15 protein-coding genes are annotated in these 17,908 nt (G+C 40.5%); 11 read left to right on the top strand and 4 right to left on the bottom strand.

Going from position 1 to position 17,908, the window contains the following annotated elements; translation table 11 throughout:
• The 3 genes from ACJV2T_RS04490 to ACJV2T_RS04480 form a co-directional block, all read right to left on the bottom strand.
• Complete coding sequence (locus tag ACJV2T_RS04490) at nucleotides 1-942, bottom strand: DUF58 domain-containing protein (RefSeq protein WP_415689712.1); 942 nt, start codon at nucleotides 940-942, stop codon at nucleotides 1-3.
• Nucleotides 939-2,063 carry an AAA family ATPase gene (locus tag ACJV2T_RS04485; RefSeq protein WP_419399281.1) on the bottom strand — a complete coding sequence of 375 codons (1,125 nt, stop codon included), beginning with the start codon at nucleotides 2,061-2,063 and terminating at the stop codon, nucleotides 939-941. Before ACJV2T_RS04485 ends, ACJV2T_RS04490 begins: the two co-directional genes overlap by 4 nt.
• An 89-nt stretch (nucleotides 2,064-2,152) precedes the next feature.
• Nucleotides 2,153-2,869 carry a uracil-DNA glycosylase gene (locus ACJV2T_RS04480; RefSeq protein ID WP_415689714.1) on the bottom strand — a complete coding sequence of 239 codons (717 nt, stop codon included), beginning with the start codon at nucleotides 2,867-2,869 and terminating at the stop codon, nucleotides 2,153-2,155.
• Between the two features lie 129 nt (nucleotides 2,870-2,998).
• Here ACJV2T_RS04480 and ACJV2T_RS04475 point away from each other — a divergent pair, with 129 nt between their 5' ends.
• Complete coding sequence (locus ACJV2T_RS04475) at nucleotides 2,999-3,673, top strand: LytR C-terminal domain-containing protein (RefSeq protein ID WP_419399280.1); 675 nt, start codon at nucleotides 2,999-3,001, stop codon at nucleotides 3,671-3,673.
• A 199-nt stretch (nucleotides 3,674-3,872) separates the two neighbouring features.
• Nucleotides 3,873-5,498, top strand: coding sequence for a chaperonin GroEL (groL, locus tag ACJV2T_RS04470; protein ID WP_119526684.1), 1,626 nt, complete (start codon nucleotides 3,873-3,875; stop codon nucleotides 5,496-5,498).
• A 101-nt stretch (nucleotides 5,499-5,599) separates the two neighbouring features.
• Here the strand turns inward: groL and ACJV2T_RS04465 are convergent, their stop codons facing one another.
• A complete protein-coding gene (locus ACJV2T_RS04465; RefSeq protein WP_391495747.1) occupies nucleotides 5,600-5,893 on the bottom strand; it encodes a WXG100 family type VII secretion target in 294 nt (97 codons plus the stop codon).
• Nucleotides 5,894-5,945: 52 nt separating this feature from the next.
• Here ACJV2T_RS04465 and ACJV2T_RS04460 point away from each other — a divergent pair, with 52 nt between their 5' ends.
• From ACJV2T_RS04460 to ACJV2T_RS04420, 9 genes are all read left to right on the top strand, one after another.
• A complete protein-coding gene (locus ACJV2T_RS04460) occupies nucleotides 5,946-6,851 on the top strand; it encodes a hypothetical protein (protein ID WP_419399279.1) in 906 nt (301 codons plus the stop codon).
• Between the two features lie 76 nt (nucleotides 6,852-6,927).
• Nucleotides 6,928-7,668 carry a response regulator transcription factor gene (locus ACJV2T_RS04455; protein WP_391495749.1) on the top strand — a complete coding sequence of 247 codons (741 nt, stop codon included), beginning with the start codon at nucleotides 6,928-6,930 and terminating at the stop codon, nucleotides 7,666-7,668.
• 2 nt (nucleotides 7,669-7,670) lie between these two features.
• A complete protein-coding gene (locus ACJV2T_RS04450; RefSeq protein WP_419399278.1) occupies nucleotides 7,671-9,641 on the top strand; it encodes a sensor histidine kinase in 1,971 nt (656 codons plus the stop codon).
• A 191-nt stretch (nucleotides 9,642-9,832) separates the two neighbouring features.
• Nucleotides 9,833-10,222, top strand: coding sequence for a cold-shock protein (locus tag ACJV2T_RS04445; RefSeq protein WP_004106732.1), 390 nt, complete (start codon nucleotides 9,833-9,835; stop codon nucleotides 10,220-10,222).
• Between the two features lie 17 nt (nucleotides 10,223-10,239).
• Entirely contained in the window at nucleotides 10,240-11,634 is a 1,395-nt protein-coding gene (locus tag ACJV2T_RS04440) for a DUF3027 domain-containing protein (protein WP_419399277.1), read from the top strand.
• A 149-nt stretch (nucleotides 11,635-11,783) separates the two neighbouring features.
• Complete coding sequence (locus tag ACJV2T_RS04435; protein ID WP_415683026.1) at nucleotides 11,784-14,357, top strand: ATP-dependent Clp protease ATP-binding subunit; 2,574 nt, start codon at nucleotides 11,784-11,786, stop codon at nucleotides 14,355-14,357.
• A gap of 375 nt (nucleotides 14,358-14,732) precedes the next feature.
• Nucleotides 14,733-15,122, top strand: a complete 390-nt coding sequence (locus ACJV2T_RS04430) for a hypothetical protein (RefSeq protein WP_419399276.1) — start codon at nucleotides 14,733-14,735, stop codon at nucleotides 15,120-15,122.
• A 478-nt stretch (nucleotides 15,123-15,600) separates the two neighbouring features.
• Nucleotides 15,601-16,599, top strand: a complete 999-nt coding sequence (locus ACJV2T_RS04425) for a DUF6788 family protein (RefSeq protein ID WP_419399275.1) — start codon at nucleotides 15,601-15,603, stop codon at nucleotides 16,597-16,599.
• Between the two features lie 302 nt (nucleotides 16,600-16,901).
• The gene (locus tag ACJV2T_RS04420) at nucleotides 16,902-17,768 is read left to right on the top strand and encodes a GIY-YIG nuclease family protein (protein WP_016635900.1); all 867 of its coding nucleotides are present in this window, start codon (nucleotides 16,902-16,904) and stop codon (nucleotides 17,766-17,768) included.
• Nucleotides 17,769-17,908 lie beyond the last annotated feature (140 nt).

Raw genomic sequence — 17,908 nt, 5'->3', positions numbered from 1 at the left:
CTATTCAACCTCCTTGCTAAATGAGTCAGCAAGATAATTTGTACGGCTCACTTTTTGTGCAGAAATATGGAAAACTTCTTCACTTGAAGAACCATGAATTATTGAAGATTGAACACCAAGCAGCATATCGTATAAAGCGTTTATTCTAATATTTCTACGAGCTTCGACTTCATTTTTATTTGATTCTTTTTTCAAAAACGCTGGTACTTTACGTAAAGTAATTCCATCAAATATTTGCAAATCAATTGCAGAATCAAAAGGATTAATAGGAGAAATAACAATAACAACAAGCTTATGGTTTTGCGTAATTTTGCGCAAAGATTCAGCGTTATGAGCTTGTAATGCATACTCGTCAGTTATTAAAACTACCAGACCATTATTGTCAATATTTTTTAGTAGCGAAGTAAGCAACGCATCAATATCTCTAGTATTTTTACGAGTATTAAGCAACGTATAATCTAGATTTCGCTCAAAATCAGAAAAGTTGCTAGCAGCATGAACATTGATAACATTTTTTCCATCTGCACACAACAAAGAAACAGCATCATGACGTTTTAAACTCAAAGACGCAAAAAAGCATGCAGAATTAGACGCAACTTCATACAGTGATTCTCCAGAAACACAAGCTCCATTCATATTTATGCTTGTATCTAAAGCAATCCAAGTATGAGAAGACGAAGTACGCTCTCTAGAAGACACCATAGGCTGTCCAGTTCGAGCGCTCGCAGACCAATTCATCATGCGAGCTTCATCTCCTGGCTGCCATGCGTGTATGTCAATAACATCACCTGTGCCAAAACGCCTGTGCGAAGGATGATCACCCTCTAATAAGCCTAAAGCTTTACGCGCAATAGGCAAATCAATTCGCTGATCCAAAAGCTCAATTTTGCGACGTACGGCTTTAGCAGGTTCAGATAATACTAACCGCTTCGTACGAATCATGGCACAGGAACCGTCTTAACTAATGCGTCAATTACTTGATCTGTAGTAATAGAATCAGCTAAAGCTTCAAAAGTTAAAAGTATACGATGCCTTAACACTTCATGCGCAAACAATTTAATATCTTCTGGTATCACATAATCACGTCCAGAAAGTAAAGCGTGAGCTTGAGCAATACGGATAAGTGCAATTGATGCACGCGGGCTAGCTCCCATACGAACCAATGAATTAATTGTAGGAAGTGGATGCGTACCTTCACCGCGAGAAGTTGCAACAAGATCAACTACATATTTCATAACTGCTTCAGAAACGTGTATGCGACGCGCTGCAGTACGCATAAAAACAACATCTTGCAAACTTATGCGTTGAGTAGTTAGCTTTGAAGGATCAACGACATCCGATCCGCGTTGAGTAAGTAATTGCAGCATACGAACTTCCTCTTCAGGATTAGGGTAAGTCATAACTGCTTTTACCATAAAACGATCCATTTGTGCTTCTGGAAGATTAAATGTTCCTTCTTCTTCAATTGGATTTTGCGTAGCAATAACCATAAATGGTTGAGGCAGAGGGATTCTTTCGCCTCCAATAGTTGTTGCTCCTTCTGCCATAGCTTCAAGCATTGCAGATTGAGTTTTTGCATTTGAGCGATTAATCTCATCCAACAAAATAACATTTGCATGAATAGGACCAATTTGCGTAGTAAAACGTTGGGAAGCAAAATCAAAAACTTGAGTACCAACTAAATCTGCTGGCATTAAATCAGGAGTGCATTGCACACGACGGAAACTACCTGACATAGCTGTTGCAAGAGTTTGAGCAGCAGTAGTTTTTGCGAGACCTGGTACTGATTCAATAAGAATGTGTCCGCCTGCAATAAGAGTAAGAATAAGAGATTCTCGTAAAGCGTCTTGTCCGACTAAAGTTTGTGCAAAACGTGCGCGCAAAATATTTGCAATTTGCTGACAACGACGTATGTCATCACTCGAAATAACTGCATTAACTTGCGCACTTGCATTAGAAACAGCAGACGGTTGAGGTACAGCTGATCCAATGCCAAGCTTAGAAGCAATTGAAGTTTTATCGGTTAACGGTTTCTTCTGTGGTTGCGGTGGAAATAATGCCATAAGTGCTATTTTAGCTGATATGCAGTACTGACACGTTCAAAAATGGCATTTTTATTATCTTTATAAGATAATTTGCAGTATTTGGACAGTTAAATTTCTTGAGAATCTAGAGACCAATTAATTGGAGAAACTCCCATATTAACTAAGGCTTGATTAGCTCTTGAAAATGGATGCGATCCAAAGAATCCTCGCATTGCAGAAAGAGGGCTTGGGTGCGCTGAAGTAATAAGAGTTGCATTCGTTAGCAAAGGAGCCAAACTTTGCGCATTACGTCCCCATAAAATGGCTACAAGCGGCAACGGATTACCATTGCAATCAGTTCTATTGTTTAATGCTCGAATAGCTGCATCGGTTACAGGCTCCCAACCTTTTCCTTGATGACTATTTGCTTTTCCAGCCTCAACAGTTAAACATCTGTTAAGAAGCATTACACCTTGCTTGGTCCAGGGCGTCAGATCTCCACTCTTTGGAGTTTCTACGCCTAAATCGTTTACTAATTCTTTATAAATATTTATGAGACTTTTTGGCAGTGGGCGCACTTTTGCAGCTGTACAAAAACTTAAGCCCACTGGATGACCAGGCGTTGGATATGGATCCTGTCCAACAATTAAAACTTTAATGCTTTTTAGCGGAATAGAAAAAGCACGCAAAATGTTGTGACTAGCAGGAAGAATATGGTGTCCGCTTTCTATTTGCTCTCTCAAAAACACTCCCATTGCGCGTATTTGCGGCTCAACTGGCTTTAATGCTTCAGCCCAATCAGGATCCATTAGCTCATTTAAAGGTTTAATATTTTGAGGATTCATATTGCTACTGTATGTCAAGGCATAGTATAAAAGTGAATTAATCAAATTTTCTAAATTTGTGCTTTGTGCCAAGCATTAGATAGTATAGATTCATTATTGTTTAAATGATTTTTTATAAGGAGTGCAATTATGGCGCGAGATAATCAGAACGTGTCGTATACGCCTGATGCTTTTGATGAGCCACCAGAGGGACCAGTTGGAGTTCATCGTGGAAATCCTGCGTGGTATGCCGTAATACTTCCTTATTTTGTTACATTAATTGTTGCGGCGGTAGTTGGCATTTTAGTTTGGGCTATTGCTTCTGGAGAAATCTCGCATCTTCCGTTGCCTTGGAATCATCAGCAGCAATCATCTCAATCAGCATCTTCTACTAAGACTTCTGAAAACAAAAAATCTGCTAAAAGCGACGAAGATAAATCTTCTGAAGACGAAGATGATGATGACAACGACAATAAGTCTGAAGAAAATAAATCAGATAAGAAAGATGCTGATGACTCTAAAGATAATTCAGCAAATGATTCTAAAGCACAAACTTCACTAGACAAATCAGTTGCAGTGAAAGTTATTAACGCAACCAAGATAAGCGGTCATGCTGCTGCTGGCGCAGATAAGTTGAAGCAAGCAGGGTACGCAAATGTTACAGCTGGAAATCCAACTGGTAACGTCCCAAGCGAATCTGTTGTTTGGTATAAAGACGATTCCCAAAAGGCTGCAGCTGAAGATATTGCAAAGACTTTAGGCATTAGCGCTGTCGAAAACGAAAAAGAAATCGTTTCTCCGATTGTAGTTGTGCTTTGCAAGTGATATTTTTCGCATAAAAATAACCGGTTAGAATTATTTCTAACCGGTTTTTGTGTATAAACGCCAAAAAAGTTGGCACTCGGGTACATAGAGTGCTAATCTTCAAATTAGCACTCAAGCCTTGAGAGTGATAATAAGCAGCTGACGGCTTATTACTCAAGATTGCAGTGAAAAGTCCATAAATAACGTATGTGGAGGAATAATGGCAAAGATTATTGCCTATGAAGAGGACGCCCGTCAGGGTATGCTCGCAGGTCTTGATAAGCTTGCAGACACTGTTAAGGTTACACTTGGTCCAAAGGGTCGAAACGTTGTGCTTGACAAAGCCTACGGCGCTCCAACCATTACTAATGATGGTGTTTCTATTGCTAAGGAAATTGATCTTGAAGATCCATACGAGCGTATTGGCGCCGAACTTGTTAAAGAAGTAGCTAAGAAGACTGATGACGTTGCAGGCGACGGCACTACAACTGCTACTGTTTTGGCACAGTCTTTGGTGCATGAAGGTTTGAAGAACGTTGTTGCAGGAAGCAACCCAATCGCTCTTCGTCGCGGCATTGAAAAGGCTGCTGAAGCAATTGTCAAGGAATTGCTTGCTTCTGCAAAGGATGTTGAGACCAAGGAACAGATTGCTGCTACTGCTACGATTTCTGCAGCTGATCCTGAAGTTGGCGAAAAGATTGCTGAAGCTTTGGATAAGGTTGGCCAGGACGGTGTTGTTACTGTTGAAGACAACAACAAGTTCGGTCTTGATTTGGACTTCACTGAAGGCATGCGTTTTGATAAGGGCTATATTTCCCCTTACTTCGTCACTAATGCTGACGATCAAACTGCTGTTCTTGAAGATCCATACATTTTGCTCACTTCTGGCAAGGTTTCCAGCCAGCAGGACATTGTTCATATTGCTGAGCTTGTTATGAAGTCTGGTAAGCCATTGCTTATTATTGCTGAAGATGTTGATGGTGAAGCATTGCCAACGCTTGTGTTGAACAAGATTCGTGGCACTTTCAACACTGTAGCTGTAAAGGCTCCAGGATTCGGCGATCGTCGTAAGGCTATGCTCCAAGATATGGCTATTTTGACCGGTGCACAGGTTGTTTCTGACGATCTTGGTTTGAAGCTTGATTCAATCGATGCTTCTGTTTTCGGTCATGCAGCTAAGGTGATTGTTTCTAAGGATGAAACAACTATCGTTTCCGGTGCTGGCTCAAAGGAAGATGTTGATGCTCGCGTAGCTCAGATTCGCGCCGAAATTGAGAACACTGATTCTGATTACGATCGCGAAAAGTTGCAAGAGCGTCTTGCTAAGCTCGCTGGTGGCGTTGCTGTTATTAAGGTTGGCGCTGCTACTGAAGTTGAAGCTAAGGAACGCAAGCATCGCATTGAAGATGCAGTTCGTAACGCTAAGGCTGCTATCGAAGAAGGTTTGCTTCCAGGCGGTGGCGTAGCTTTGGTTCAAGCTGCTGCGAAGATTGAAAAGACACCAGCTATCACAGAGCTTAAGGGTGAAGAAGCTACAGGTGCTGCAATTGTGTTCCGCGCTGTAGAAGCTCCAATCAAGCAGATTGCTCAAAACTCTGGTGTTTCTGGAGACGTTGTTCTCAACAAGGTACGCGAACTTCCAGAAGGCGAAGGCTTCAATGCTGCAACCAACACTTATGAAGATTTGATGGCTGCAGGCGTTACTGACCCAGTTAAGGTAACTCGTTCTGCTCTACAGAATGCAGCTTCTATTGCTGGCTTGTTCTTAACTACTGAAGCTGTTGTTGCCAACAAGCCTGAAAAGGCAGCTGCTGCACCACAAGCTGGTGCAGAAATGGGCTACTAAATAAAAAATAAAAGTAGCTTAAAAATCTAAAACTAAATAGTTTAAGTAAATGGCGACATGCTCAAATAAAGCGTGTCGCCATTTACTTTTTCTCATATTAATCAGCCCATTCCAAATAGCGAAGCAGCTTGTGTTTCAGCATCAAGATACACTCCTGATGCATGTTGCATAGCTTGCTGAATTGCTTCTAGTGATTGTTCCATTTGTTGTTGCGCCGCTCGCCATTGCTGAGCGGTCGACGCAAATTGTGTAGCCGCAGATCCAGTCCACACGCTCTGCAATTGCTGTAAATTGGCATACATCCCGTTGACTGCATCTCTAATTGCACTAACCGAGGTTCCAACGGCTGCCGCAGCCTGCTGAATTTGCTCTGAATCAACTCGAAATTGTGCCATATTTCCCCTCCATTTGTTTTGCGTCTAAATAAACGCTTTTTATAAATTATTTTTGCGAAACATTTCAAATAAATTAAGCAAAGATTTTTATAATGCTACTTTTACTTGTGTGATGTCACGCTATTATGAATATATGCCATCAAAAAAGTACGAAAAAGATTTATGCACCAATGTGGTTAAAAGCTTAGCTTGCACGCGCGTTGCAAATTTTAACTACCAGCATTCTCACTCAAAACTATTTTTAGCTAAACGCGTATTGCTTTTATTAATGGCATTTTTATTTAGTTTTTCTTTTATTCTTCCAACTCTTCCAATAGATTCGCTCATATTTTCACCTTTAAATAAAGCAAATACAATTAATGCATATGCTGAAAGTAATGAGCAAAATTCTGGAATAGTTGCAACAGACTCAATAACAGACACAGAAAATTTGCTTGGAGATTCTGTCAGCAAAGTTGCTGACATGATTGATACAACAAAAAAGCGTACAGGAGTAAATGTTAGGCTCTTATATTTGTCTACTTTTGGGAATACAAAAGATCCATCAAAATGGGCTAGTGATTTGTTAATTAGTACGCTTCCAGCTAAAAATACTGTGCTGCTTGCAGTAGCAACTCATGATGGAAGATTAGTTGTAGCTGTTTCGCCTAATTCCGATGAATGGCTCAAAAATAAAAATACTGTAGACTCGTTATCCGATGCAGCTTATAAGCCTTTAGTGAGCACAACTGGAACGCATTGGGATCAATCTGCATTAATGATGATGAAACAAATAATGCGCGCAAAACGTACTTCAACAACTTCTTCTGCAAGTCTTATCTCTACAATTATTATGCTAGTAATCTTGTTGGCATTATTCTCGATAGTTGCAATTGTTCTGTTTAGAAAGAATCGTATACAACGTCAAATACTTGCTGGTGTTAGAAAAGCTCGTAGAAGGCATGCTCGTCACAGATAAAAAAATATTCTATAACTTGTTTTATTTTCAGCAATTATTCAGGAAACATTCAGCTTGATAAGTGATGCTAATCAATATGAGTAAGAACGTTGAAGCATCTATTGTTGTGGTCGATGACGAGCCATCAATCCGTGAACTTTTGGTAGCATCTTTGCATTTTGCTGGGTTTGAAGTAGAAACTGCTGCATCCGGCTCAGAAGCTGTTGAAGTAATTGAGCGAGTAAATCCAAATCTTATCGTTATGGATGTTATGCTCCCAGATATTGATGGTTTTACTGTTACGAGGCGTATTCGTCAAAATGGAATTAAAGTTCCTGTATTGTTCCTAACTGCAAGAGACGATACGCAAGATAAAATTATGGGTCTAACCGTAGGCGGAGACGACTACGTTACAAAGCCATTCAGTTTGGAAGAAGTAGTGGCAAGAATACGAGCAATTCTTCGCAGAACACAAGAACCTGATGAAGAAACTCATATTATAAAAGTTGCTGATCTTGAGATTAACGAAGATTCTCATGACGTAACTCGATGCGGTGTGCCAATCGAACTTAGCCCAACTGAATACAAGCTACTTCATTATCTTATGGACAATGAAGGTCGAGTTCTGTCAAAGAGCCAGATTTTGAATCACGTATGGCAGTACGACTGGGGCGGAGACGCAGCAATCGTTGAATCTTATATTTCTTATTTAAGAAAGAAGATTGATGGCATTGAAATTACTGACGATTCAGGAAAGCCACAAAAAGTAGTTCCTCTTATTGAAACTAAGCGTGGAATCGGTTATATGATTCGAGAACCTAAGGCAGGTCAAGCCTAATCATGCAATCTAGTAATAATAACAACGATAATACTGAATCAACTATTAGTAGCAGTACGAATAATAGCTCTATTAATAGCTCTAGAGATGATTCAGATGTTAGCACTGCTGAAAAAAGTGTTGCGATAACACAAAGCAAAAGCGACAAAAAAGACAAAAAAGACAAAAAGCCTCGTAAAACCTGCTGGTTGCGTCGTCGCATAAATGCAATACCACTGAGTACGCGTTTAGTCGCATGCACTCTTGCTATTTTAACTGTAGCCGCTTTTTGCATATCGCTTTCAATTCAGCAGCTCGTAGGAAATTATTTGCTAGAAAAAACTGATGCGCAATTAGCTGGTCAAGCGCAATTTGTTTATGACAATGTTGATTCATTGCGCATGAAGAACTCAAATCAATCTTCAATAGGTCCAAATAATTACTTTTTGCAAGTTAGGGATACGCATAATAAAGTTATTTCCACTCCATTAATACCAAAAATTAAAGGATCGCTTGTTTCGGTTCCTAAACTTCCACCAGACGGTTTTGATAGTAAAAAAATTGTTACACGCAAACCTTATACAGCACCTGCAATCGTTAAAGGAAACGCAAATAAAGTAGATGCAATCACTAAAAAAGCTGCAAAATCGCCGTGGAGAGTTTTAGTATTAACGTGGGGTAGAGGCAACGACTATAACTCAGAGTTAAAATTTAGCGGTTATGTCTATATTGCTTTATCTCTTAGCGATCAAATTGACACAGTTAGCACACTTACTCGTTACTGCATAATGGTGAGTATTGCAGTTATTTTGTTTGGAGCAGTATTTGCAGCAATTATTATTCAATCAGCTTTAAGACCGTTAAAAAGAATTGAAAAAACAGCTTCAAAAATTGCTTCTGGAGATTTAAGCAAACGAGTTCCATCTGCTCCTGAAAATACTGAGGTTGGATCTTTAGCAGCTTCTCTTAACTCTATGCTTGCTCGTATTGAAAGAGGATTTAATGAGCAAGAAGATATGACAGAAAAAATGAAGCGATTCGTCTCGGATGCAAGTCATGAATTACGCACTCCATTGGCTGCAATTCATGGATATGCTGAATTGTACACAATGTGGCGCAAAATGCCAGGGGAGCAGGAGAGAGCAGATGACTCTATTGCTCACATTAAAGCTTCTAGTGAAAGAATGACTGAGCTAGTAGAAGATTTGCTTTCTTTGGCGCGTTTTGATGAAGGTCGTGGAATTAATATTTCGCAGCAAGTCAGCTTGTCTCCAATACTTTCTGACGCAGCTAATGATTTACATGCTCTTGATCCTGCTAGATCCGTTCAGCAAGGCTATTTGACTATTTCGGATGAGTGGAAGCTTATGAATTGCACAAATTGCAATTTTGAGCGTAAGCTCCAATTCCATGCTGGAAAACTTCCAAGTGTTATGTTACTTGGCGATGGTGCTAGATTACGACAAGTAATGACAAATATTGTAGGAAATATCCATAGATACACTCCCGTTGATTCTCCTGTAGAAATTGCTGTAGGAGTTATGAAAGCATCTATAACTCCAGACGAATTATCTAAATTACCTTCCGTAAGAGAATCATTGAAGGAGTTTTTGGAAGCAGCGGAAGTTAGCCAATCTACTGATACGGGTCATAAGTATGCCGTAATTCGAGTTGTTGACCATGGTCCTGGAGTTCCAGAAGAATCTTTGTCTAGAATTTTCGAGCGTTTCTATATTGCTGACCCATCAAGAGCTAGAGAAAAAGGTGGAACTGGCTTAGGTATGGCAATTGCGCAATCTGTAGTAAAAGCACATCATGGTTTTATTTGCGCAACTATATCTTCTCCATCAGAAGCATCGACCAATTCTAAAACTAATCTTGATGACACTATGGACGGGTCTGAGCCGATAGATGTTAAACCTCATGGCTTAACTCTTACTGTAGTGCTGCCAGTTAATGAGATTGAAGATCCTTCTAAACTTGTTAGCGATTAAAATATTGGCATTAGTAACACTTGCGTAGGTTAAAAAAATTTTATTGCCCGCGTGTATGCGCTACAATGTAATAAGGAAACAAGTAATAATAATATTTGGTACACTATCTATAGACCTATCGCATATGCTGATGCTTTATGCCTTGTGCACTTCAGCATGCGAAATGAGAATTATTTGGAGTGAGGTGTGTTATGCCCAATGGGCGCGTGCGTTGGTACGATACGCAGAAGGGGTACGGCTTTATTGTTGGAGACGATGGTAAGGATGTTTTCTTGCCAGCAGCAGCATTGCCAGTTACTGTAAAGACTTTGCATAAGGGTACGAGAGTTGAGTTTTCTGTAATTGAAGGTCGCAAAGGACCACAGGCGATGGGTTTGAATGTTATTGCAACAGCGCCTTCGCTTGTCAAGGCTACTCGTCCTAAAGCCGAAGATATGGCAGCTATTGTAGAAGATCTTATTAAACTTCTTGATTCTGCTGGTAATGGTTTGCGTCGACGTCATTATCCATCAACTGCCGAAAGCAAAAAACTTGCTACATTGTTGCGTGCAGTGGCAGATAATTTTGACGTTCAGGAATAGTGTCTGGAATATTATTTATGACTGATGAAGTGATGGATCCACAAGAACTAGCTAGAAGTATAGCTGTGGAAACTTCAGAACGTACTGATGCAGTAGGTGATTTTGTATCTTCTACAGAGCTTGGTGACGGAGTTACAGACTTTCGTTTCGTAAGCAATTTAGTTGGGTATGAAGGCTGGCAGTGGTCAGTTACGTTGTATCATGATGAGGAAACGCAACGTTGGACTGTGAATGAATCAACGCTTGTTCCTACTGAAGATTCTTTGCTTCCACCACCATGGATTCCATGGAAAGACCGCTTGAAACCAAGTGATCTTTCTGTAATGGATTCTATTGGCACATCTGAAGACGATTCTCGACTAGAAGATGGCTTCCGTCAAGTAAATAATATTGATGATAATAATTCTGAAAAGAATATAGAATCAGCAAATTCAGATGATAATTCTGAGTCTAAAACTGAGGATGACGCTAAAGCTAATACTAGCGAAGAAGATGCAGACACAAACGCAAACGCAAACGCAGAAAAAGATATTAATCAAAATCAAGAATCTTGCGATGCAAATAATGATTTTGACGAAGATCTTGAAGAAGCTGTTTCAACGCTAAGACTGTCTCGCAGACGAGTAATGACTGCGGAAGCAATTTCGCAAACAGCTAAACGCTGGTACGCAGGTCAACATGGTCCAAAGTCGTTGTCTACAAAAATTGCCGATGGCAAAGCATGTTCATCATGCGGATTCCTCATTCCTCTAGCTGGAAGTTTAGGCTCTATGTTTGGCGTATGCGCAAACATGTGGAGCCCAGACGATGGGCGAGTTGTCTCGCTTGATCATGCTTGTGGTGAGCATTCTGACATTGAACCACCTGAGCCATCGCAGCTTTGGATTCAATCTGAGCCTGCATACGACGATTATCATATTGACATTTTGCAACAAGCTCCGCGAGATGAGCGAGCAGACGTTGAGCTTATTGAGGAAGCAATTGAAGACAGTAAGATGCATCGTCGTAAGCGCAGAAAACTAGATTCAAAATTGCGCAACAAAAAAGAAGCCTCAACAGATAAAGATGAACAAAATAATTTATCTGAACCTGATTTAATTGACAATTCAACTATTGACGAAAAATCATATGAAAATAATGATGACAAAAATCGTGAAATTGAAGTTGAAAATCAAACTGAAAAAATTGAAGAGACTGTAGCTAATGAATCTGAAAAATCTGAAAAATCCCAAAACGATACAGATTATCCTGATTCTTCAGAAGTAAACTTACTAAACGAAAATTCTGTTACAGAAGAAATACCGTTAACAGAAAAAGTTGAAGAGCCACAAGAATCTGAAGACACTTCAAAAACTACAGCATCCGCATCAATGCGATTATATAAAAGAAAATCTCGCAGACAGCATAAGTAATTATGCAGAAACGAAAACATGAATATTTAGGTTCATCATGCATGACTATTGTGATGCTATGGAATGCTGTACGAATGAGTAATATATACGACGCTTCGCGTCATGGCGACTCGTTACCATGGAATGAAAGAAAAGAACGGAAGGCAGTTATGTTTGAACGGTTCACTGATCGCGCACGACGCGTGATTGTGCTAGCTCAGGAAGAGGCTCGCTCACTTCAGCACAATTATATTGGTACTGAGCATATTTTGCTCGGGCTTATTCGCGAAGGTGAGGGTATTGCCGCGAAAGCGTTAAGCTCAAAAGGCGTAGACCTAGAAGGCACTCGCAAACAGGTTGAAGAAATGATCGGCAAAGGCACTGTTTCGCCTGCTGGTCATATTCCTTTTACGCCTCACGCTAAGCAAGTGCTCGAACTGAGTTTGCGCGAAGCTCTTCAGCTTGGCCACAGTTATATTGGTACTGAGCATATTTTGCTCGGGCTTATTCGCGAAGGCGAAGGAGTGGGCACGCAAGTACTTATAAAGATGGAAGTTGATCTTGGAGACTTGCGAAGCACTACTGTTGATTTAATTCGTGGAGATAATGCTCCTAATGGTAGCGAGAAGGGCGAGTTAGCTAATGCTGGAAGTGTGCAAGATAAGCGAAATCAATCCGGCTCTGCTCTTCTTGATCAATTTGGACGCAATTTAACATTTGAAGCTCAAGAAGGAAAGCTCGATCCTGTTATAGGTCGTTCTGAAGAAATTGAACGCGTTATGGTTGTCCTTAGCCGACGCACGAAGAATAATCCTGTGCTTATTGGAGAGCCTGGAGTTGGTAAGACTGCAGTTGTAGAAGGTCTCGCACAGAAAATCGTTGAAGGCGATGTGCCTGAAACGTTGAAAAATAAGCAAGTTTATTCTCTAGACTTAGGTTCAATGATTGCAGGATCTCGCTATCGTGGCGATTTCGAAGAGCGCTTGAAGAAAGTGCTTAAAGAAATTAAAACACGCGGCGATATTGTGCTTTTTATTGATGAAATTCACACTATTGTTGGAGCAGGTTCTGCTGATGGAGCTCTTGGCGCATCCGATATGCTTAAGCCAATGCTTGCGCGTGGAGAGCTACAAACAATTGGTGCTACTACTACTGACGAGTATCGCAAGTATATTGAAAAAGATGCTGCTTTGGAGCGTCGTTTCCAGCCGATTCAGGTTCCAGAACCTACAATTGCTGAAACTATCGAGATTCTTAAAGGATTGCGTTCTCGCTACGAAAATCACCATCATGTAACTATTACCGATGGGGCTTTACAGTCTTCTGCTGAGCTTTCTGATCGTTACATTCAAGATCGTCACCTTCCAGATAAGGCTATTGATCTTATTGATGAAGCTGGTGCGCGCTTGCGTATTAAGCGTTTGACTCAGCCACCTGAGCTCAAAGAATTAAACCATAAGATTGCTAAGATTTCCGAAAAGAAAGATGAAGCAATCAAGCAGCAAGATTTTGAAGAAGCTGCCAATCTTCGCGACGATCAAGAAAAGCTTGAGAATGAAGCTGCAGAGAAGGAAAAGGCTTGGCGTGAAGGCGAGTCCAACGTCAAGATGGTTGTTGACGAAGACATGATCGCTTCCGTTGTTTCAAGCACTACAGGCATTCCTGTAGTAAAGCTTACTCAAGCGGAATCGCAGAAGCTTCTTCAAATGGAATCTGAACTTCACAAGCGTATTGTTGGTCAAGATGAAGCTGTGTCTGCTTTAGCTCGCTCGATTCGTCGTGCTCGAGTTGGTTTGAAGGATCCTAAACGTCCTTCTGGCTCGTTTATTTTTGCTGGTCCTACTGGAGTTGGTAAAACTGAGCTTGCCAAGGCACTCGCAAACTTCTTGTTTGATGACGATAATGCCTTAATTAGAGTTGACATGTCAGAGTTTGCAGAAAAGTATGCTGCATCTAGGCTTTTCGGTGCTCCTCCTGGATATGTTGGATATGAAGAAGGTGGCGAGCTTACTGAAAAAGTTCGCAGGAAGCCATTCTCCGTTGTGCTTTTCGACGAGATTGAAAAAGCTCACCCAGATATTTTCAACACGCTTTTGCAAGTGCTTGATGACGGTCACTTAACAGACGGTCAGGGTAGAAAAGTGGACTTTAAGAATACGATTATTATTCTTACCACCAATCTTGGTACTCGCGATATTGCGAAGGCTGCAAACACTGGCTTTACGCTTGGAAATAACGCTGATTCCACGTATCAGCGCATGAAAGATCAGGTTAATTCTGAGCTTAAGCGTCATTTCCGTCCAGAGTTCTTAAACCGTTTGGACGACACTATTGTGTTCCGTCAGCTTACGGAGCCAGAAGTTCGTCAAATTGTTGATATGGACGTGAAGTTGCTGAACGACAGGCTGTTTGACCGTCACATGTCTCTAGAAATTACGGATGCCGCTAAGAATTTGCTTGCACAGAAAGGCTTCGATCCTTTGCTTGGTGCGCGCCCGTTGCGTCGCGTAATCCAGCGAGATATTGAGGATACTATTTCTGAAAAGATTTTGCTTGGTGAACTTTCTGACGGCGAACACATTAAGGTGGATGCTGAAGGCGAAGGATTGCTTGGTGAGTTCACAATTAAAGGCGAAAAGTTTGAGACAATAGACACAACTGCTGTTGTTGCTACTGAAGATAGCAAGTCTGAAGATAGCGAAAAAGAAAGTAGCGCAGCTAAAGAAGATAGCAACAAAAAGTAAGTAAAGCTACGCAATAACTAACTGAATACATTAAAAGCCCGGCGAGTAAATCTCGTCGGGCTTTTTCTATTGGTTTTTCTACTGTATTTTTCTACTGTATTTTTATATCTCAATTTTAGTCATATCTAACTCGTCGCGAGCTCCTCGTGAGCTTTGCGCAAATCTTAAGGCATGTATGTTGGATCATACAAGTCTGCTAAGGATTGTCCTAGGTGATTCTCGCTTTTGCCCTTAATTTAGCGTTGTTCAACGAAGGTTATCGTTAAAAGTTTTAGCGCGCTGCGACTTTAAGCTGGGTTCCTATAGTACTTGAGTGTAATTATTGACGACTAGTAAAATACATATTATATAAATAACACTTAGGAGGGCATGAATATGAAAAAAGTAATTTGTAAATTCTCATCCTCTGCTTTAATTATGATGCTATTGCTGAGTTTTTGCGTTTCATTAGCAGGTTGTGGTAGTTCATCTAAAGTTGCAGGAACTTGGTATGAATATAATCCAGATCACGACTATGCACATCCTGAGCGTATTTTAAAAATAAAAGATGACGGTACATACATATATACGAACAATGATGGCACATTTTCTGGAACTTGGAAGCTCAATGATTCTGTAATTACATTTACTGAGGATTCTTCTAAATTTACTTCTTCTGGTGTTTTCTCAAATACACACGAAAACAAAAGAGGGAACTTCATAACAGTATGCATAATTCCAGGTAAAGGGGATACTGTCGGCGAATACGTTTTTGAACGACAATGATTTTATCCTTCGTATTTTTATTCTCCTATAGAATATATAATTCTTACAAATATTGAGCAATTTGCAGATTTTCCATGCTTTTTCCATGCTTTTTCCATGGTGGGTGAAACTATATGCGTACTCAGCAGTAGCGCACTGCATTAGTACGCTATGTTATATTATGTTTGAGTTTCTGATGTAAATCCGCCCACTAGTTTTGTCATAGTTATGCCTGCTTACGTTCTTCAAATAAGTGAATCTGAGGGTATCGCAGAATCAATCGTAGTAGGGCAGATTGGTTGTATGCCAGAATTTAAGACTATCGGAAGATTGCTGGATAATAGTGTCTATAGTTGTGTGCTCTAGTTGCTTATGTTTTGGGGAACAAATCGGTGTAAAAATCGTAAAAAAGTTCCCTACATTATTTGATTATTGGGGAACAAAACAGTATATTATTTAAGTAAATGTTCCCCAATTTATGGGAGAAAGGAGTGTGAAAATGTCTGCAAAATATGATGATGTGCAAGAATTGCTTAGAAAAAAGGCTGATATTAATGCTCGCTTGAGTTTGCTTGCGTATGATGGTACTCCTGAAATCAAAAATCGTGGAGATGGTAAATATTTATACACCAGAAAGCGTGTTTCGGGAAAGTTGACGTCTACGTATGTTGGTGTGTATTCGGATGATTTATATAATCTTCTTCTTCGCAATGCAAGTGAATCTAGGCAATTGCGTAAGGAACTTCGCGTTGTAGTAAGGCAGCTCGCGAATGCTGGATATTCTAATAGTGAGTTATCTGCTGATTTGGTGAACAATATTGCCTTTGCAAGGGCTAACTTAAAGTCAAATATTTACGATCAGGCGGTTTTGGAAGGCGTTGCTACTACTTTTCCTCAAACTGAAGAGATTATAGATAACGGGAAAGTGTTTGGTGTTTCTGCGAGTGACGTTCAAAAAATCTTGAATTTGAAGCATGCTTGGGAGTTTATTTTAGACGAGGATGTAGTGTTAAGCAGGTCTGATTATTACATGCTAAGTCATATAGCGAAGCTTGTTAATGAGGGGTTTTTCTTAGACGGTGGACGCATACGGGGTGTTCCTGTTGCGATTGGTGGCTCTACTTATATTCCGCCTATTCCTAATGAAATAGATGTTAAAGAAAAAATAAGGAATATTGTTGAATGTGAGGAAGTTAGTGAGAATATTGAAGATAAAGAAGTTAGTGAGAATATTGAAGATAAAGTCGGAGGGAAAGAGCCTATTGATATTGCGATTGAATTATGCGTTTATTGCATGAAGTCGCAGATATTTTTAGATGGGAATAAGAGAGCTTCTGTGATTTTTGCGAATCATTATTTGATTTCTCATGGCAATGGCTTGTTGGTTATTCCAGAAAATAAGGTTCCTGAGTTTAAGAAGTTGCTTGTTGGGTATTATGAAGGTGAAGATTTGCAGGTGATTGCTTCGTTTATGAGGGAATATTGTTGGAAGCATTAAAGCATTAAGACAATATCAGAAGGCAGATTCTTCAAATTCCCGTAATGGCATCTAAGGATAAGCAGTACCAGAACGCTATGAAGAATTCTGATGAGCAGGAAGCGCGGACTGAAAGTGAGTGCGCACTTCAACAGGTTATTTTCTCATATCATGTCCGACAATATGGAGCTGTTTAAGCAATTCCAAGACAATGTGTCGTTCAAAAAATGACTCTCGGATCTGGTCTTTAATCTGACTTACAGTAAAGAAGGAAATCCGTATATTTTGCCTGATTGTGAAGAAGATGGTATGAGGGACTAATTATGTCACGAGGTAAAAGTCTAAATTTATACCTAATTGGCGGCACTCCAAGTGGTCTTATCAAGTGCACCCTAGCTAACTGGACAGGACTTGCATACAAGATTCCACGCACTCTTCTTGCTCAAGCCAAGCACATTGACTTTCTCAACCAGACAGGTGTTTATTTTCTGTTTGGTGAGGATGAACAAACCGGTAATCCACAGTGTTACGTAGGTCAAGCTGGTGTTCGCAAGAATGGAAAGGGCATTCATTGTCGTCTCGATGAGCATAACCGGCCAAAAGAAGGATGGTGGACAGCAGCTATTGCATTCACCACATCAAATAACAGCTTCGGCCCTACAGAGATTAGCTACCTAGAAAACCGCTTCTATAACATGGCGGCAGAAGTTGGACGCTACGAAACAAAAAATGGCAACGATCCTAATCCTGGCAACATAACCGAGGAAAAAGAAAGCGAACTTGAAGAATACATCGACTACGCCAAAATTGTTATGGGAGCACTTGGCTATAAGCTCTTTGAGTCACTTAGAGAAATGACTCAGGCGCAAGAATCGGAGCCAGAGTCCGCAAGCAATGAACCCGTTCTCTATCTCAGGTACGGTCAAGCACAAGCTACCGGTCAGCGCACAGCTGAGGGTTTTGTTGTATTTGCAGGCAGTCGTATTTCACCTCAATTGACGAAGAGTGCAGGCAAGGCGGTAGAAAAACATCGAGAGCGTTATGCCGAGAAAATTGATCAGCATGGAACCTTGCTTGCTGATTTGCTCTTCTCCAGCCCCTCGGCATCAGCGTCCTTTGTAGGCGGAGCAAGCCTGAATGGAAATGCACTCTGGAAAACGGAGGATGGAACGTCGCTTGGCCAACTGTGAGGCTAGTAAATCTCGTAACGCACAGCCCTGAACAATTTAACGAACAGCTATACAATTTAACGCAGGCCTCTAAGGGGTACGAACTTACCTGCTCTATGCTCAATCAAGCAGCCTAAAATGCACCTTTGTGAACATTGACT

Source organism: Gardnerella phocaeensis, assembly GCF_048545075.1.
In the GTDB taxonomy this organism is placed as follows: domain Bacteria; phylum Actinomycetota; class Actinomycetes; order Actinomycetales; family Bifidobacteriaceae; genus Bifidobacterium; species Bifidobacterium vaginale_J.
Note: the sequence above shows the minus strand (reverse complement) of the source record. Positions and strands in the feature narration are given on the sequence as shown.

Bases quoted from the DNA above. Each gene is read 5' to 3' on its own strand.
- ACJV2T_RS04490 (WP_415689712.1), bottom strand. From the start codon at position 942: ATGATTCGTACGAAGCGGTTAGTATTATCTGAACCTGCTAAAGCCGTA.
- ACJV2T_RS04485 (WP_419399281.1), bottom strand. From the start codon at position 2,063: ATGGCATTATTTCCACCGCAACCACAGAAGAAACCGTTAACCGATAAA.
- ACJV2T_RS04480 (WP_415689714.1), bottom strand. From the start codon at position 2,869: ATGAATCCTCAAAATATTAAACCTTTAAATGAGCTAATGGATCCTGAT.
- ACJV2T_RS04475 (WP_419399280.1), top strand. From the start codon at position 2,999: ATGGCGCGAGATAATCAGAACGTGTCGTATACGCCTGATGCTTTTGAT.
- groL (WP_119526684.1), top strand. From the start codon at position 3,873: ATGGCAAAGATTATTGCCTATGAAGAGGACGCCCGTCAGGGTATGCTC.
- ACJV2T_RS04465 (WP_391495747.1), bottom strand. From the start codon at position 5,893: ATGGCACAATTTCGAGTTGATTCAGAGCAAATTCAGCAGGCTGCGGCA.
- ACJV2T_RS04455 (WP_391495749.1), top strand. From the start codon at position 6,928: ATGAGTAAGAACGTTGAAGCATCTATTGTTGTGGTCGATGACGAGCCA.
- ACJV2T_RS04450 (WP_419399278.1), top strand. From the start codon at position 7,671: ATGCAATCTAGTAATAATAACAACGATAATACTGAATCAACTATTAGT.
- ACJV2T_RS04445 (WP_004106732.1), top strand. From the start codon at position 9,833: ATGCCCAATGGGCGCGTGCGTTGGTACGATACGCAGAAGGGGTACGGC.
- ACJV2T_RS04440 (WP_419399277.1), top strand. From the start codon at position 10,240: ATGACTGATGAAGTGATGGATCCACAAGAACTAGCTAGAAGTATAGCT.
- ACJV2T_RS04435 (WP_415683026.1), top strand. From the start codon at position 11,784: ATGTTTGAACGGTTCACTGATCGCGCACGACGCGTGATTGTGCTAGCT.
- ACJV2T_RS04430 (WP_419399276.1), top strand. From the start codon at position 14,733: ATGAAAAAAGTAATTTGTAAATTCTCATCCTCTGCTTTAATTATGATG.
- ACJV2T_RS04425 (WP_419399275.1), top strand. From the start codon at position 15,601: ATGTCTGCAAAATATGATGATGTGCAAGAATTGCTTAGAAAAAAGGCT.
- ACJV2T_RS04420 (WP_016635900.1), top strand. From the start codon at position 16,902: ATGTCACGAGGTAAAAGTCTAAATTTATACCTAATTGGCGGCACTCCA.